The sequence below is a fragment of the Mycobacterium sp. GA-1285 genome, from assembly GCF_001499905.1.
Taxonomy (GTDB): Bacteria; Actinomycetota; Actinomycetes; order Mycobacteriales; family Mycobacteriaceae; genus Mycobacterium.
In genome coordinates this window covers 18,609-34,715 of record NZ_LQIS01000010.1, presented here as the reverse complement: position 1 = coordinate 34,715, position 16,107 = coordinate 18,609, and the positions used below count along the sequence as shown (strand labels likewise).

Here is a 16,107-nt window from a genome sequence, read left to right as displayed (position 1 = left end):
CCCGCCCGTGACCACCAGCACTCTGACTTGAGTTAACCTAGGGCCCAGTGAGAACTTATACGGGCTAAGTTACGCGGAGACGCACGCACATCGACGAATACGACTTGAGGGCGGACATGGGTTGCATCGGGCGGGGCCGGTAATGCTTCGAATGGCGAGGAAGGTCTGGCTGCCCATCGTCATCATCGTCGTGGTGACCATCGCGGGATTCACGGTCAGCCGCATCCGAACCTTCTTCGGCGCGGAAGGCATCATCGTCACCCCCCGCGTGTTCGCCGACGATCCCGAGCCGTTCGATCCGAAGGTCATCACGTACGAGATCTTCGGCACGGGTTCGTATGCCGACATCAACTATCTGGACCTCGACGCCCGCCCGCAACGGATCGATGGCGCGTCGTTGCCCTGGTCGCTGACGCTGCAGACCACGGCGCCGTCGGCCGCGCCCAACATCGTCGCTCAGGGTGACGGCCAGAGCATCACCTGCCGAATCACCGTCGATGACGAGATCAAGGACGAAAGAACCTCCACCGGCGTGAGCGCCCAGACCTTCTGCTTCGTGAAATCCGCATGACGTCACCGGCGAACGAGGCTCCGACGGACGCCATCCCTCCCGTTCGGCACGCCACGCGGTCCTTCATTCCACGCACCATCCGCGCGTTGGCGGTCCCGATCATCCTGGGTTGGATCGCGGTCATCGCGGTGCTCAATGTCACTGTGCCGCAACTGGAAACGGTCGGCCAGCAGCGCGCAGTCTCGATGAGCCCGGAATTCGCGCCGTCGATGATCGCGATGAAGCGCGTCGGTCACGTTTTCGAGGAGTACGACTCCGACAGCTCGGCGATGATCGTGATCGAGGGCGAACAGCCGCTCGGCGAGGACACCCGCGCCTTCTACGGCGAGATGGTCGCCAAGCTGGAGGCCGACAAGAAGCACGTCCAAAGCGTCCAGGATTTCTGGAGCGATCCGCTGACCGCCTCCGGCGCGCAGAGCAGCGACGGCAAAGCGGCCTATGTGCAGGTGTACCTGTCCGGTAACCAGGGTGAGGCGCTCGCGAACGAGTCGGTCGAGGCGGTCCAGGACCTCGTGGCCGGCATGCAGCCTCCGCCGGGTGTGAAGGTATACGTCACCGGCCCGGCGGCGCTCGCCGCGGATCAGCACATCGCCGGGGACCGCAGCATGCGGGTCATCGAGGCGCTCACGTTCACCGTGATCATCACGATGTTGCTGCTGGTGTACCGGTCGATCATCACCGTGTTGCTGACGCTGGTGATGGTGGTGCTTCAGTTGTCCGCCGCTCGCGGCGTGGTGGCTTTCCTCGGCTACCACGAGATCATCGGGCTCTCGACGTTTGCGACCAACCTGTTGGTGACATTGGCGATCGCCGCGGGAACCGACTACGCGATCTTCCTCACCGGGCGCTACCAGGAGGCCCGCGGAACCGGAGAAGACCGGGAGACCGCGTACTACACCATGTTTCACGGAACGGCCCACGTGGTGTTGGGCTCCGGTCTGACGATCGCGGGCGCGCTGTTCTGTCTGAGCTTCACCCGGCTGCCGTACTTCCAGACGATGGGCGTGCCGCTGGCCGTCGGCATGGTGACCTCGGTGGTGGCGTCGCTGACATTGGGGCCGGCGATCATCAGCTTCGCCAGCCGGTTCGGCAAGGTGCTCGAACCCAAGCGGGCGATGCGGGTGCGGGGCTGGCGCAAGGTCGGCGCTGCCGTCGTGCGATGGCCCGGGCCGATCCTGGTCGCAACCGTGGCCCTGTCGCTGGTGGGCCTACTTGCGCTGCCGGGGTATCGCACCAACTACAACGACAGGAACTACCTGCCCGCCGACCTGCCGGCCAATCAGGGATATGCGGCAGCCGACAGGCACTTCTCGCAGGCCCGGATGAACCCCGAACTGCTGATGGTCGAGAGCGACCACGATCTGCGCAACTCCGCCGACTTCCTGGTCATCGACAAGATCGCCAAGCAGATCTTCCGGGTGCCCGGAATCTCCCGCGTGCAGGCGATCACCCGGCCCGACGGCAAACCCATCGAGCACACGTCGATTCCGTTCCAGATCAGCATGCAGGGCACCACCCAGCAGATGAACCAGAAGTACCTGCAGGACCGGATGGCCGACATGCTGGTGCAGGCCGACGAGATGTCCAAGACCATCGCGAACATGGAGCGGATGTCCAAGCTGACCGAGGAGATGGCCGCGACCACGCACAGCATGGTCACGAAGATGAAGGACATGACGGTCGATGTGGCCGAGCTGCGCGACAACATCGCGAACTTCGACGACTTCTTCCGGCCGATCCGCAACTACTTCTACTGGGAACCGCACTGCTTCAACATCCCGATCTGCTGGGCGTTCCGATCGGTCTTCGACACCCTCGACGGCATCAACACGATGACCGACGACATCCAGAACCTGCTGCCCGACATGGAGCGGCTGGACCGGCTGATGCCGCAGATGGTCACGCTGATGCCGCCGATGATTGAAACGATGAAGACGATGCGGACGATGATGCTGACGATGTACTCGTCGCAGAAGGGTCTGCAGGACCAGATGGCAGCCATGCAGGAGAACTCGACTGCCATGGGTGATGCCTTCGACGCGTCGATGAACGACGACTCCTTCTACCTCCCGCCGGAGGTCTTCGACAACGAAGAGTTCAAGAAGGGCATGGAGAACTTCATCTCCCCGGACGGCAAGTCGGTGCGCTTCATCATCGCCCACGACGGTGACCCGATGACCCCCGAGGGCATCGCGCGGATCGACGCGATCAAGCGGGCCGCCAAGGAGGCCATCAAGGGCACTCCACTGGAGGGCTCGAAGATCTACCTGGCAGGCACCGCCGCGGTCTACAAGGACATGTCGGACGGCAACAGCTACGACCTGTTGATCGCGGCCATCCTCGCGCTGGCGCTGATATTCACGATCATGCTGTTGTTGACCCGCGCGGTCGTGGCCGCCGCGGTGATCGTCGGCACCGTGGTGATCTCGCTCGGCGCGTCGTTCGGCCTGTCGATCCTGATCTGGCAGCACATCTTGGGTATCGAGTTGCACTGGATGGTCATGGCAATGGCCATCATCATCCTGTTGGCCGTCGGCGCCGACTACAACCTGCTGCTGGTGTCGCGGCTGAAAGAAGAGTTGCACGCCGGGATCAGGACCGGGATCATCCGGGCGATGGGCGGCAGCGGTTCGGTCGTGACCTCGGCAGGTCTGGTGTTCGCCTTCACGATGATGTCGATGGCTGTCAGCGAATTGACAGTCATCGGACAGGTCGGAACGACCATCGGACTGGGCCTGTTGTTCGATACTCTTGTCATCCGGGCATTCATGACGCCGTCCATCGCGGCGCTCATGGGTAAGTGGTTCTGGTGGCCACAGCGGGTTCGGGAACGTCCAGTACCTGTACCGTGGCCGAAACCGAGGGAACTGACGCCGTCAGGGGGGGAAGGAGCACAGTCATGAAACGACTGATCAGTGGAGTTGCTGCCGTGGCGGCCGCGCTGGTGCTGGCCGCGCCCGCCCAGGCGCAGGACATCGACACCGACTTCACCAACGAGCTGAACACGTACGGGATCTACGGGCAGAAGGACTACAACGCCTGGATCGGCAAGATCACCTGCAAACGAATACGCAAGGGCGTCGACCGGGATGCCTTCGCCTCCGCGAAGTTCGTCCAGAACCAGCTGGCGCGCAGTCAGAACAGCACCGACCAGTCGTGGAAGTTCCTCGCCGGGGCGCTGCGCTTCTACTGCCCCGACCTCCTCCCGATTCTGGACCAAGCCCGTGACCGTCGTTGAAGCTAGGAGTCGGAAAATGTTTCGTAAGGCCACCATCGCGCTGGCATCCTTCGGCTGCGCGACGATGATCTTCCCGGCCACCGCCGCCGCGGACGCCACCGACGACTACCCGATCCCCAACCGGATCATGCGGACCACCTGCACGGTCGACCAGTACATGGCCGCCGTTCGCGATCAGGACCCGTTCTACTTCGAGCGCTACATGATCGACTACAGGAACCGGCACCCTGACGTCCAAAAGGGTGCTCGCGACCGGATCTACTGGTTCTTCTCACTGGACTATGCGGGCCGCCGCCAGTACGCGGAGAACACCGCGACCAACGTTTTCTACGAGACGATGGCGCAACGGTGGGCCAACTGGGCAAAGCTGTTCTTCAACAACAAGGGCGTCGTCGCGCACGCCACCGACGTGTGTATGAACTACCCGCCGAGCCAGCCCGAGATCTGGAACTGGACCACGACGCCGTAGCTCGGCTCAGGGCAGGTCGCCGAACACTGCTGTGTCACGTCTCGGCGCTTCGGTGCGACATACGCGTATGAGCGCATTCGCCCGTCGCACGGCCCTCCTGCTGGCCGCGATCACGATGTCCGCACCGATCGCGGCCCCCGCAGCCGGGGCGGCGCCGTGCCCGGATGTCGAGATCGTCTTCGCCCGCGGTACCACCGAACCGCCAGGGGTGGGCGGCATCGGACAGGCCTTTGTCGACTCGGTGCGCTCGCGGTTGGGTGACCGGTCCGTCGGTGTCTACGCCGTCGACTACCCCGCCAGTCGCGACTTTGCGGTGAGCACGCGCGCGGGCGCCGAGGACACGCGTGCCCACGTGCAATCGACGGCCGTTGGGTGCCCCGCGACCCAGATGGTGCTCGGTGGCTATTCCCAGGGCGCCGCGGTGATGGACGTCGCCACCGCCGCGATGCCGCCGACGGTCGCTCCGCATGTCGTCGCGGTCGCGTTGTTCGGCGGTCCGCGCAGCAGCTTTGCCGACCGGCTGGCCCCGGGGCCCCTGCCCTCCGTGGGTCCCGAATACGCGGCCAAGACGATCGACCTGTGTGTCCCGAACGATCCGATCTGCTTCGAAGGGGGACGCGACATGGGCGCCCACGTCGCGTATGTCGAGGCCGGATTGGTTAACCAGGCTGCAGAGTTCGCTGCGGGGCGGATCTGACTACCGGTCGGCGTGCCTTTTCTGGTAGGACTAAGGCGGTCCTAACACCATAGGGAGGAGCTCGGCCGAGGTGAAACCCTGGTGAGCGCTCCCACCGCGCGGTCAACTGAACAGATCGCGCAGTCCCCGCGGTCTCAGCTGGCCAAGTGGATCCGGCGGCTTGCCCTTCCGATCATCGTCGCGTGGATCGCACTGATCGCGCTGCTCAACGTGACCGTGCCGCAACTCGAGGTTGTCGGCCAGATGCGATCGGTGTCGATGAGCCCGTCGGAAGCTCCGTCGGTGATCGCGATGCAGCGGGTCGGTCACGTCTTCGAAGAGTTCAAGTCCGACAGCTCGGCGATGATCGTCCTCGAGGGCGAGCAGCCGCTGGGCGACGATGCGCGCCGGTACTACGACGAACTCGTCGACAGGCTCGAAGCCGACAACGAGCACGTCGAGCACATCCAGGACTTCTGGGGCGACCCGCTGACAGAAGCCGCGGCCGTCAGCGCCGACGGAAAGGCCGTGTACGTCCAGGCCTATCTGGCAGGCAACATGGGCGAGGCGCTGTCCAACGAGTCGGTGGAAGCCGTCAAGGGCATCGTTGACAGCCTCCCTCCCCCCCAGGGCGTGAAGGTCTTCGTCACCGGCGGGTCAGCCCTGGTCGCCGACCAGCAGATCGCCAGCGACCGCAGCATCCGCATCATCGAGTACGCCACGTTCGCGGTGATCATCACGATGCTGTTGCTGGTCTACCGGTCGATCGGCACCATGCTCATCACGCTGGCGATGGTGTTCCTGGCGCTGGCGGCCACCCGAGGAGTGGTCGCATTCCTCGGATATCACGACCTGATCGGCCTGTCGACGTTCGCGACGAACCTACTCGTGACGCTCGCGATCGCGGCGTCCACCGACTACGCGATCTTCCTCATCGGGCGCTACCAGGAAGCCCGGACCCTGGGTGAAGACCGGGAGTCGGCGTTCCACACCATGTTCCACGGCACCGCCCATGTGGTGTTGGGCTCGGGTATGACGATCGCCGGCGCCACCTTCTGCCTGTCGTTCACCCGCCTGCCGTACTTCCAGTCGTTGGGTGTCCCGCTGGCGGTGGGCATGACGACCGCGGTGTTCGTTGCGCTGACGCTCGGACCGGCGATCATCACCATCGCGACCCGTTTCGGGCTTCTGGAGCCGAAACGCGCCATGCGGATCCGTGGTTGGCGCAAGATCGGCGCGGCCATCGTCCGGTGGCCCGGTCCGGTGTTGCTCGCGACCGTCGCGTTGTCACTGGTGGGGTTGTTGACGCTGCCCGGGTACCAGCCCAACTACAACGACCGGCTGTATCTGCCCGCCGATCTCCCGGCGAACCAGGGTTTCGCCGCTGCCGAACGGCACTTCTCCCCCGCCACCATGAATCCTGAGTTGCTGCTCATCGAAAGCGATCACGATCTTCGCAACTCGGCCGACTTCCTGGTGATCGACAAGATCGCCAAGGCGGTCTTCCGGGTGCCGGGCATCTCGCGGGTCCAGGCCATCACCCGTCCCAACGGTAAGCCGATCGAATTCAGCACCATCCCGGCACAGATGAGCCTCGGCGGCGTCGGCCAGGACCTGAACCGCAAGTACACGCAAGACCGCATGGCCGACATGCTGGTGCAGGCCGACGAGATGCAGAAGAACATCGACACCATGACGCGGATGATGGCGTTGATGGGCGAGATGAACGCGACCACGCACAGCATGGTGGAGAAGACCAAGACCATGGCCGTCGACACCGCCGAATTGCGGGACCACATCGCCGATCTCGACGATTTCTTCCGCCCGATCCGCAACTACTTCTACTGGGAACCGCACTGTTTCAACATCCCGGTCTGCTGGTCGATACGGTCGATCTTCGACACCATCGACGGTACGAACAAGCTGACCGACAGTGTCCAGGACCTCATTCCGGACCTGGAGCGGCTCGATGCGCTGATGCCGCAACTGTTGGCGCTGATGCCCGAGCAGATCGAGTCGATGCGCACGATGCGCACCATGATGTTGACGATGCACGCCTCGCAAGGGGGCCTGCAGGATCAGCAGGCCGCTATGAGCGAGAACCAGTCGGCGATGGGCGACGCCTTCAACGACTCATGGAACGACGACACGTTCTACCTTCCACCTGAGATCTTCGACAACGAGGACTTCAGACGCGGCATGGAGAACTTCATCTCGCCCGACGGCCGTGCGGTGCGGATGATCGTCCAGCACGAGGGCGACCCCCTCAGCGCCGACGGCATCGAACGCATCGACGCGATCAAGCAGGCGGCGAAGGAAGCCATCAAAGGCACGCCCCTGGAAGGGTCAACGATTTACGTCGGCGGCACCGCGGCGGCGTTCAAGGACATGCAGGAGGGCAACAACTACGACTTGATGATCGCCGGCATCCTCGCGTTGGCGCTGATTTTCACGATCATGCTGATCATCACGCGCAGCGTCATCGCCGCCGCGGTGATCGTGGGCACCGTTGTCCTGTCGCTCGGTGCGTCCTTCGGCCTGTCGATTCTGGTGTGGCAGCACATACTCGGCATCGAGTTGCAGTTCATGGTCATGGCCATGGCGGTGATCATCCTGTTGGCCGTGGGTGCGGACTACAACCTGCTGCTCGTCGCGCGGTTGAAGGAGGAACTGCCCGCAGGCATCAACACCGGGATCATCAGGGCCATGGGCGGCAGCGGATCGGTGGTGACGGCGGCGGGACTGGTCTTCGCCTTCACGATGATCTCGATGGTGGTCAGCGAATTGACCGTGGTGGCGCAGATGGGCACGACGATCGGCATGGGGCTGCTGTTCGACACTCTGGTGATCCGCGCGTTCATGACGCCGTCGATCGCCGCGCTGCTCGGCCGCTGGTTCTGGTGGCCGCAGCGGGTCAGGCAGCGGCCTAAGCCCGTGCCATGGCCCGCGCCGTCGCAGCCGACGCGGTGAAGCAACCCAGCATCGTCCAACCCAGGGTTCCGGTCAGCCCGTTCTTGGCCAGCATCACCAACGCCACACCTGCCAGCACGATCAGCACACCGGCGGCGGTCGATCGTGCACCGGTCGCCCGGACGGGCGTGTCCCACCACGCGAGGCGGCGATGCTCGAGCGGCGAGAGCAGCCGGAACAGGGCGAACATGACGACAGCGAACACGACCGCTCGAAGTGCGAGAAACGCCCAAAAGTACGGTGCAGCAACGTCATACGCGTCGAGGCCGACGGCGTGCAGTGAGAACGCGGCGATGGCGATCGCGACGATGTGCCAGAGGTAGAGCGTCATCGCTCCCCCGTTGCCGGTCGCGACGACGTACCAGACCCGCGGCCGCTGAGCCCACCGCTGGATCGCCCCGGCGCACGCGATGAACGCTGCCGACACCCACGTGCAGTGCAGCGCGAGAAGCAGGGTGGGGGGCGAGACGTTCGACAACTGCTCGGTTCCGGTCACGACGAGCGAGACCTCGTAGGGCCCGGCGATTGCCAGAATCGCCTGTCCGACAATTGCGCCCGCGGCTGTCGCGAGCGCCGCGCGCGGGTCGATCAGCCGACGCGCGTAGCCCACGCCGAAGACGACGGGGATGAGCCAGACGATGACGAAGTTCGCGACTCCGGCCATCGGCGTTCCCACGGAGAGCCGGATCGTGTCGACGACCGCGGCGGCGGCCAGCAGACCACCCACTATGACGGCGACGCCGCGGCCCGTCGACAGGCGGGTCAGAGCGGGGACGTACGCGAGCACGACCAGATAAACGCCGAGGAACCACAGCAGCGCGACGGATTCGCGCCCGAGGTCGGCGGTGGAGTCCGGGCCGAGGGTCAGTCGCACCGCGAGGAGTCCGACCGTCCAGGCGGCGAGGTACCAGAACACCGGCCGGCACAATCGCTGCGCGCGAGCGACCAGCCAGGTGCCCCACGACTTGCCCGCATGCCAGCCGTATGCGCCCGCGGCGCCACCGGCAAGGAAGAACAACGGCATGACCTGCACGACCCACGTCACCGGGGCCAGAGCGGGGATCTCCCCGAGGATGTTGCCGATCCGGACACCGCCGGCATCGATGGTCGCCAGCAGCAGCGCGCAGTGGCCGAACATGACCACGATGAGCGCGGCCAGGCGGGCGACGTCGACGGCGCGGTCGCGCGTCGGCGGGGTGTCGGCGGCCAGTTCGTCGGCACCGGCCAGGGGTTTGGTGAGCGACATGAGTTCAGGATGCCCGGCCGGCCCTGCCGCGGGCTTGAGTAGTACTACGCGACGCGCTACTTGATGCCCACCACCATGGAGTCTGGTCCCACCAGGTGTTCGACGTAGCTGTCGCGGAAGCCGGCGTCGGCCATCCACCGGCGGCACTCCGCGCCGGTGAAATCAAAGCCCAGACCTTCGATCAGCATGTTGAGGCTCATCAACAGCCCGAATGCGTTTTCTCGCCGATCGTCGTCGATGATCGCTTCGTAGACGATCAGCGCACCTCCCGCGGGAAGGGCGGCATGCGCTTTGCGCAGCAGAAGGCATTTCTGCTCGAGATCCCAGTCGTGGAGGATGTGACCCATCACGATGACGTCGGCGCTGGGTAGGGCCTCGGCGAAGAAATTGCCAGGCACGAACTCCAGTCGGTCGCTGAGGCCGTGCTCTGCGACGTACCCGTTGAAAACCGGTTCGACAGGAGCCAGATCGAATCCCCGGCCGGTGAGATGAGTGTGGGCTTTCGCTATCGCGGCTGCGACGGCGCCCTGCGCGCAGCCGACATCGACGAAACTGGCGTAACGCTCCCAGGAAAATTTCGCAGCCAGCGCCTCACCGGCCGCGCGGCTGAGTCCGCTCATCGCCGCGGTGAACTGCGCAAGTTTGGCAGGATCGGCGTATACCGACTCGAAGAAGTCACCACCGCTTTTCACTTCGCTTTGAGCCTGACCGGTGCGAAGACCTTCGGTGAGCGACCCCCAGAACGTGTACAGGCGGGCGTTCGCCATTTCCAAGACTCCGCCCATGTATGTCGGCTTGGCCGGGTCGAGGAACCGGTCGGTCGCCGCGGTGTTGCGGTAACGACCGTCGACGCGGTCCAGCATCTTCAGTGCCACGAGCGCATCGAAGAAATCCCGTGCGCCGCGCGGGTGGATACCGATGTGGTCGCGGAGTTCGTCGGCGGTGAGGTGGCCCGTCCTGCTGAGTATGCCGAAGACTTCCAGTTCGATCGCGCTGAGGAGCGTCTTGGAGCCCCAGAACGCCAGCCCCAACTGCATGATCGCGTCGGGTGTGACGGCATCGTCGGGGTCGGTTTCGCTGTCCATGACCGACATAGCAGACCTCACTTTCCGAGAGCCGAGGCATTACGTACGCGTCGCCGCTTGATTGTCGTCGCTCGGGCGCGAAGCTTCTACGTCCAACCTTCCCGAGGCAACTACTTACAGCGTCAAAGGTGTTGTGGGTCAACGTCCTCGAGTAAGGCACGGTACGCATTCTCACGCTCGGTGAAAGCAGGTGAGGTGATCGCATCGAAAGCGGCGGCATCGCGGGCGAATCGAGCCGGTGCCTCGTCCAGTGCATCGGGACCGTCGAGGCGGAAGCAGCTCGGCGCGAGGGGCCCGAACAGCAGGGCGCGGGTGAACTCCGGCCAATTGTCGATGGTCGGTTCGACGCCCGCGGCGCGGGCGAACGTCAACGCCACGAGATTCATCCGGGTTTTTTGCGGAAGCCCCCGGCGTGAGCGGTAGACCCCGATCGCACGGCGTTGTTCGGCATCGCTCGGAGGGCGGACCGTGCCGCCCCACGTGTAGGCAATCCAGCGGGCCTGCAACTCGAGCGGCACGAAATAGCCACCGGACTGGTCCCACATTCCCATGAACGCCAGGCCGGGAAGATCGGGATGGAAGGTGTGGCGGTCGGTGTCGAAGTGCGCGCCGTCCATGTCGAGCGTTGCTCGAATCTCGTTGTCCAGGAGAGGCATTGACAGCTCGAAACCGGTGCCGAGGAGAATGCCGTCGAACTGCTCGACGTGGCCATCGGCGAACGTCACGGTCGTACCGTCGACCGACGCCATCCACGGGCGCACTTCGATCCGGCCTTCGGCCACCAGGGGCAGGTAGAGCTGGCTGAGCGTGATGCCGGCGGCGAACAGCGATGGATCGGGCGCCGGTGCGCCGTACTGCTGCGGCGTTCCACCAGCTTCGACGACGATTTCCTTGAGCTGACGGTCGACCTCGGCGATCGGCAGTGTCTCGTCGGCCAACGCCCCGTACCGGGTGAAAATCCGGTGGTCCGAAGGAACACCCGCGGCGAATTTCGGTAACACGTAACGCTGGTGGCGCTGAGTGACCACGACGCGCGCCCCGTGTTGAGCCAACTCGGAGGCGATCTCCAAAGCACTGACAGAACAGCCGGCGACAAGCACGCGCTTACCGCGGTAGGAGGTCGCACCGCGGTAATGGAACGTTGGTTCGGCTCCAGCCGAGCCGGCGAAAGTCGGCAGACCGTCGACCGCCGGAATGGCGGGCGACTGAAAGCGTCCGGTGGCGACGACGGCCCGCTCGTATCGCTGCTCGGCACCGGCGGCGCGCACCAGCCAGCCACCGTCACCGCGACGAAGACTCGTTACCGGGGTGAGGAACCGGATCCGTCGTGTCAGGTCGAACATCGCGGCGTAGCGGTGGAGGTAGCGAAGGACCTCGCGGCCGGACGGAAAGACAGCAGCGCAGTCAGGCTCTAGGTCGCTGAACGCGGTCAGGATGCGGCTGGTGTTGGTGTGCATGTCGGGCCAGACGCCGCTGCTGCCCGGTTCGCCGGTCCATTGGCCGCCCAACTGTGCGCCCCGCTCATAGATGGTGGGCTCGAATCCCTGGGCGGACAGCCAGCGAGCCGCGACGAGCCCGCCGGGACCCGCACCGATGACGGCGACGTCACCATTGCGCGACGCCCTCGGCGGCGCCGAAGTCGGCATGCCGGGGAATCTACTGCGGATGAGTGCCGCTCCCGTGTCGAATCGGCCCGCCACCGTCGGGTGGCGGGCCGATCATCGGGAGAGATTCAGGGCAGGCGGGTCAGCACCGGCAGCTTGCCGGCAGGCAACGACGGCCGGACGTTGGCTCCGCCGCGTGCCGGCGCGGTGGTGATCGTGATCTTCCCGCCGCGGCAGGAGACGATTTTGCCGTCGACGAAGACATCCTGGCCGTCGTCGATCGGGATGGGATAGCCGTCAGCGTCGGTGTAGGTGCAGCCGCCGCCGGGGGTGGGCTCGTTGTCGACGGCATAAGCCGTCGCCGGAGCGAAGACGAAGACGGCGAGGGCGCCGACGAGGGTGGCGACGTACCGAATGCGGGTCGTGCGGCGGGTGATGGTGGTCATGGCGTTTCCTCTCGGGGGTGGTGCGGGGGTGTTGAGAGAAATGATTGCGAGTCGACCAGGGGCTACGTAATCGCCGCAGGGCCAGAATCCGTCCGCGTACGGGGAGGGTTTCCTATCCCCGCGGTAAGGGTGTGCGGTTCGCCGCTTGACGGTTGAAATCTCCGTTGCTTGGAGGCTGGGCAGCCTGGGTATAAGAGCCGAAAGTCTTCACAGGGGAGGGCGACAACGATGGCAGAGCACGAGTCCGGCCAGTGGAACGTCGCGGCGAAGGATGATCTCGTTTACCTGGAGCGGGCGAACGACAGCGGGGAGTTATTGTTCGGCGACTCGCTCGAACCGCACGAGGCGCGACAACTCGCGCGGGCGTTGACGAAATTCGCGGACAAGCTCGACGAGGGCGGCCGGTCGAGCGATCGGAAGGAGTCCGACGATTCCGACCGTTCTGACGACGACGCCGACGATTCCGACCGTTCTGACGACGACGACGCCGCCGATTCCGACCGTTCTGATGACGACGACGACGATTCCGACCGTTCCGACGACGACGACGATGACAACGACTCGGCCGATCGAGAGAAATCCTCGTCGTGAAATCCGGCTGAACGCGTTGACTCCTGTTGACTCACAAGGTGTTTCACGGGCGCGTGGCGGGTATGACCGGCCGGTCGGCATGCCCCGCCATGGCGGTGTGCGGTCCAGGGCGAGCATCAATCGTTATCAGATGCAGCGGCCATCGTTATCAGAAACACCGCACGCCCTCTTCCCGTCGGTGGCCACCCTGCTGCACGATTGCTTCATGCGCGGCGATGCCGGGGACATCGCCCGCGAGTGATCGGTTGGACACGGCTGTCACGGGGAGGATTACATGCGCCAACCAGCGACGGCATTCGGTGCCGCGATGGTCTGTCTTCTGGTCGCCGGATGTGCCAGCTCAGTCGGAAATGCAGATACGCCCACGCCCACCCGCACCTTGATACCCCGTCCCCTCGTCGAGCGTGAGCTGGACGAGTTGCTGCTGAATCCCGGAGAGCTGAACGCCGCGATGGGGTCACAGACCCTGGCCGTCACCAGCGCTCAGAGCGCGATGTCGGACAACAGCGCGACGATGCAGCCGCGTGAGTGCCTCGGCATCGACGGGGCGGCGGAGGCGCCGGTCTACGCCGAGAGCGGGTTCCAAGCGGAGCGCGATCAGAGCCTCAACGACGGCGACAAGTTCGCCCACTACGTGAAGCAGGCTGTCGTGCTGTACCCGCTCGTGAAGAAGGCTCGGGCCTTCTTCGATGCCTCCGCGCAACAGTGGCCTGCCTGCCACGAATACACCCACCTGCAGAGCGGAACGAAGTGGACCGTCGGGCCGATCAGCAACACCGACGACGTGCTGAGCACAGTCGCGACGCTTCAAGAAGCCGCCGCACCCGGGTGGGCTTGCGGACACGCGGTCGCGGTGGAGAACAACGTCATCATCGATGTCAACACCTGCAGCCCCAACCCGGGCGACTCGGCCGTGCGGATCGCCAAACAGATCGCGGAGAAGGTGGCCGCTCGCTGGTGACACGGAGTCTGGAAGGCGGTAGTCCGACAAAGCGTGTCGTCTGACGCTGGAACGGTGCCTTCCAGAGGTCCAGGAAGCGCTTCTGACTTGGTCGGGCTGACAGGATTTGAACCTGCGACCACTTGACCCCCAGTCAAGTGCGCTACCAAACTGCGCCACAGCCCGCGGCGCCGCCGGGATCGCCGGCAGCAGGACGAAATGCTACCGCAGGCCTGTCCTGCGATCCCAACCGCCACCCAGCGCGCTCGTCGGGTTCACCGCCACTTCGAACTCCTACCGAGCGGCGCTCGGCACCACCTCGACCTCGTCGGTCGCCGGCACCGACTCCACCGTCCGCCGGTAGCGCCAAGCCACGTAAAGCGCTGCGGCCCAGCCGATCACGATAAGCGTGTAGACGCCCGACGACCACGGCCATTCGATACCGAAGTAGTGCACCAGCTTCTGGCTGTTGGTCAACACGATGACGCCGCCGACGGCCGTGCCCAACAGCGCGGGCCGGATTCGGCTCACCAGCCAAGCCGCCAGCGGGGCGGCGATCACACCGCCCACGGCCAGTCCAAGAACCACCGGCAGGTTCTCGACGAACTCCTCGCGTAGCCCCATACCGAAACCGACCGAGGCCGATGCCGCCACCAGGAATTCCGAGGCGCTGACCGAGCCGATCACCGTGCGCGGCGCCGTCTTGCCGCGCGAGAGCAACGTGCTCGTCGTCACCGGACCTCAGCCGCCGCCACCGGAGGCGTCGATGAACCCCCCGAACAACCCGAGCGGGCTGAGAAACCTCGCCGTATGCGGTGTCTCACCGTGTCGCATCACCGGAGGGTTGCGCAGCGAGAACCGCAGCAGCACGTAGATCCCGATCGCGACCAGAATCGCCGCCATCAGCGGGGCCGCATGCTCGGTCGACAGCGACGACAACACGGTCGCACCCGCGAAGGCCCCGATCGCGCCGGGCACGCCCAGTTTCAGCACGATCGACCAGTCGAGGTTGTTGAACCGCCAGTGCGACAGGCCCGAGGCCAGCGTCTGCCGACCTCGGCCAGGTGCACCGCCGCGCTCGCCTGCGCGGCGCCGAGTCCGCTCAGCACCAGCAGTGTCGAGGCGGTCACGCCGAACGCCATGCCCAGCGCGCCGTCCACCAGCTGTGCTCCGACGCCGACGAGCGTGAATATCAGGAGCGAACGCATACGTTCGATTGCTTTCGGAAGTGGTCAGCGCGGCGGGCGGCCGACCGGAGGGACAGGTGGGCGCGAAGTCAGATCCGCGCGCGACACCACTCGTCGAAGGCGATGATCCGGCGTGACGGCCAGAACGGCTCGAGGGCGCACAGGGCCGACGGCGCGGTGCGGAATCGGCGTTCGGCCACCCGGCTCCCCTTCCTGGTCCTCAGCTCGGACCAACCTTACAGAAGTGTTCTAGAGGGTCAGCAATCGATACAGGCCGATGATTCCTACCACCACGATGACCGCCCGCAACGCATTGGGTGAAAGCCGGCGACCGTAGCGGGCCCCGAGGAAACCGCCAACCAACGAACCGGCCGCGATCAGGCCCGCCGCCGCCCAACTGATCCGGTCGAACGCCACCACCGTGTAGGCCACCGCGGCCACCACGTTGACGACCAACGACAGGAGGTTCTTGGCGGCGTTCATGCGCTGCAGATCCTCGGGGAGCAGCGCGCCCATCGCCGCGATCAGCAGGATGCCCTGCGCGGCGGTGAAGTACCCGCCGTAGACCCCGACCGCGAACGTCGCGACGACCACGGCGACCATCCGGAATCGCGACACGTGCTCGGCGGATCGCCCGGCCGCTTCGGCCCGCACCCGCGCATACGACTGAATCCGCGGACCGACCACGACCAACACCAGCGCGCCGATCAGAAGCACGGGCACGACCTGCTCGAACACCGTCTCCGGCAGATGCAGCAGCAGCCACGCCCCGAGTACCGCCCCAACGAACGAGGCCGGGATCTGCCACCGAAGCCGATGCCACTGTCCTCGCAGTTCGCGGCGATAACCCCAGGTGCCCGACACGCCGCCGGCCACCAACCCGATCGCATTCGACATCGTCGACGTCACCGGCGGATACCCCAACGCCACCAGCGTGGGGAAGGTGATCAGGGTGCCGGAGCCGACCAGCGTGTTGATCACGCCCGCTCCCAAGCCCGCCAACGCGATGAGGACCATGTCGACGACGGGCACTCCGACGAGATTAATCGTCGAGGTGTGGAGCGGCAGCGATGCCTACCACCGG

General features: G+C 65.2%; 13 protein-coding genes, 1 tRNA gene and 1 pseudogene. 8 read left to right on the top strand and 7 right to left on the bottom strand.

Features of this window, described 5'->3' with window-relative positions:
• The first annotated feature begins 142 nt into the window (after window positions 1–142).
• The 6 genes from AU193_RS07805 (at window position 143) to AU193_RS07780 (ending at window position 7,924) form a co-directional block, all read left to right on the top strand.
• Entirely contained in the window at window positions 143–571 is a 429-nt protein-coding gene (locus tag AU193_RS07805; protein WP_064421798.1) for an MmpS family protein, read from the top strand.
• The gene (locus tag AU193_RS07800) at window positions 568–3,474 is read left to right on the top strand and encodes an RND family transporter (protein WP_064421797.1); all 2,907 of its coding nucleotides are present in this window, start codon (window positions 568–570) and stop codon (window positions 3,472–3,474) included. The genes AU193_RS07805 and AU193_RS07800 overlap by 4 nt, the downstream gene beginning before the upstream one ends.
• The gene (locus AU193_RS07795; RefSeq protein ID WP_064421796.1) at window positions 3,471–3,809 is read left to right on the top strand and encodes a DUF732 domain-containing protein; all 339 of its coding nucleotides are present in this window, start codon (window positions 3,471–3,473) and stop codon (window positions 3,807–3,809) included. The genes AU193_RS07800 and AU193_RS07795 overlap by 4 nt, the downstream gene beginning before the upstream one ends.
• Before the next feature lie 16 nt (window positions 3,810–3,825).
• Window positions 3,826–4,278 (top strand): DUF5078 domain-containing protein, encoded by a 453-nt coding sequence (locus AU193_RS07790; protein ID WP_064421795.1) that lies wholly within the window; start codon window positions 3,826–3,828, stop codon window positions 4,276–4,278.
• Window positions 4,279–4,345: 67 nt separating this feature from the next.
• Window positions 4,346–4,975, top strand: a complete 630-nt coding sequence (locus AU193_RS07785) for a cutinase family protein (protein ID WP_064421794.1) — start codon at window positions 4,346–4,348, stop codon at window positions 4,973–4,975.
• Window positions 4,976–5,056: 81 nt separating this feature from the next.
• Entirely contained in the window at window positions 5,057–7,924 is a 2,868-nt protein-coding gene (locus tag AU193_RS07780; RefSeq protein ID WP_064421793.1) for an RND family transporter, read from the top strand.
• On the opposite strand, the gene AU193_RS07775 is transcribed toward AU193_RS07780, so the two are convergent.
• The 4 genes from AU193_RS07775 to AU193_RS07760 all read right to left on the bottom strand — a co-directional run bounded on the left by AU193_RS07775 (window position 7,881) and on the right by AU193_RS07760 (window position 12,305).
• Window positions 7,881–9,170 carry an acyltransferase gene (locus tag AU193_RS07775; protein ID WP_064421792.1) on the bottom strand — a complete coding sequence of 430 codons (1,290 nt, stop codon included), beginning with the start codon at window positions 9,168–9,170 and terminating at the stop codon, window positions 7,881–7,883. The genes AU193_RS07780 and AU193_RS07775 overlap by 44 nt on opposite strands.
• 56 nt (window positions 9,171–9,226) lie before the next feature.
• Window positions 9,227–10,255: a methyltransferase gene (locus AU193_RS07770; RefSeq protein WP_172798239.1), complete on the bottom strand. Its 1,029-nt coding sequence runs from the start codon at window positions 10,253–10,255 to the stop codon at window positions 9,227–9,229.
• A gap of 122 nt (window positions 10,256–10,377) precedes the next feature.
• Entirely contained in the window at window positions 10,378–11,901 is a 1,524-nt protein-coding gene (locus tag AU193_RS07765; RefSeq protein ID WP_064421885.1) for an NAD(P)/FAD-dependent oxidoreductase, read from the bottom strand.
• An 86-nt stretch (window positions 11,902–11,987) separates the two neighbouring features.
• The gene (locus AU193_RS07760; protein ID WP_064421790.1) at window positions 11,988–12,305 is read right to left on the bottom strand and encodes a hypothetical protein; all 318 of its coding nucleotides are present in this window, start codon (window positions 12,303–12,305) and stop codon (window positions 11,988–11,990) included.
• Window positions 12,306–12,533: 228 nt separating this feature from the next.
• On the opposite strand from AU193_RS07760, the gene AU193_RS07755 reads away from it, so the two are divergent.
• Both AU193_RS07755 and AU193_RS07750 read left to right on the top strand, forming a co-directional pair.
• On the top strand, window positions 12,534–12,896 hold the full coding sequence (locus tag AU193_RS07755) for a hypothetical protein (RefSeq protein ID WP_064421789.1): 363 nt from the start codon (window positions 12,534–12,536) through the stop codon (window positions 12,894–12,896).
• 274 nt (window positions 12,897–13,170) lie between these two features.
• Window positions 13,171–13,857: a sensor domain-containing protein gene (locus AU193_RS07750; RefSeq protein WP_064421788.1), complete on the top strand. Its 687-nt coding sequence runs from the start codon at window positions 13,171–13,173 to the stop codon at window positions 13,855–13,857.
• Window positions 13,858–13,945: 88 nt separating this feature from the next.
• Here AU193_RS07750 and AU193_RS07745 read toward each other — a convergent pair.
• From AU193_RS07745 to AU193_RS07735, 3 genes and pseudogenes are all read right to left on the bottom strand, one after another.
• Window positions 13,946–14,022 (bottom strand) — tRNA-Pro (locus AU193_RS07745).
• A gap of 108 nt (window positions 14,023–14,130) precedes the next feature.
• A pseudogene (locus AU193_RS07740) lies at window positions 14,131–15,044 on the bottom strand (sulfite exporter TauE/SafE family protein).
• Window positions 15,045–15,272: 228 nt separating this feature from the next.
• Window positions 15,273–16,055: a sulfite exporter TauE/SafE family protein gene (locus tag AU193_RS07735; RefSeq protein ID WP_064421787.1), complete on the bottom strand. Its 783-nt coding sequence runs from the start codon at window positions 16,053–16,055 to the stop codon at window positions 15,273–15,275.
• Window positions 16,056–16,107: the final 52 nt, after the last annotated feature.